Source organism: Candidatus Symbiopectobacterium sp. NZEC135, from assembly GCF_025962695.1.
Genome location: NZ_JAGFPF010001234.1, coordinates 1 through 647, shown reverse-complemented (window position 1 = coordinate 647; position 647 = coordinate 1). Strand labels below are relative to the sequence as shown.

The 647-nt window shown below is 50.4% G+C and carries 1 protein-coding gene; it reads left to right on the top strand.

Annotated features, from left to right (window positions below; genetic code table 11):
• On the top strand, nucleotides 1–647 hold a 647-nt coding region (locus J5224_RS33550; RefSeq protein ID WP_264629202.1), incomplete at both ends, for a replication endonuclease.

Here is a 647-nt window from a genome sequence, read left to right as displayed (position 1 = left end):
AGCGCGTATCACTCTATGACATGGTTACTGGCAGCAATGCCAATTCAGCCATCCGCCGCTGCGACCTTATGGTTAGGATGCGCGGTTTTGGAGATTTAGCCAATGAAATGGGCTGCGGCGGTGAATTTTACACCATAACCGCCCCAGCAAAATATCATGCAGTGCACAGCGCTGGCGGGTTTGTTGAACACTGGAACGGTGCTAGCCCACGAGATACGCAAAAATATCTATGCAGTGTGTGGGCAAAAATTCGTGCAGCTCTCTCACGCGAGGAAATCAACGTGTTCGGGTTCCGCGTGGTTGAGCCGCATCACGATGGCACACCGCACTGGCATTTGCTGTTGTTTATGCGCCCTGAGCACGTTGATCAGGTGCGAGACATTATGTGTTACTACGCCGGTCTGGAGGATGCAGAGACATTACAGACAGAGAAAGCGCTTAAAGCACGCTTTCATGTGGAACCTATAGATCCTACCAAAGGTAGCGCCACGGGCTACATCGCTAAATACATTTCAAAAAATATCGACGGTTTTGCGTTGGACGATGAAACCGACGAAGAAACCGGAGAAAGCCTAAAAAGCATGGCTAAGTCGGTTTCTGCGTGGGCTTCTCGCTGGCGTATTCGTCAATTTCAGCAAATTGGAGGC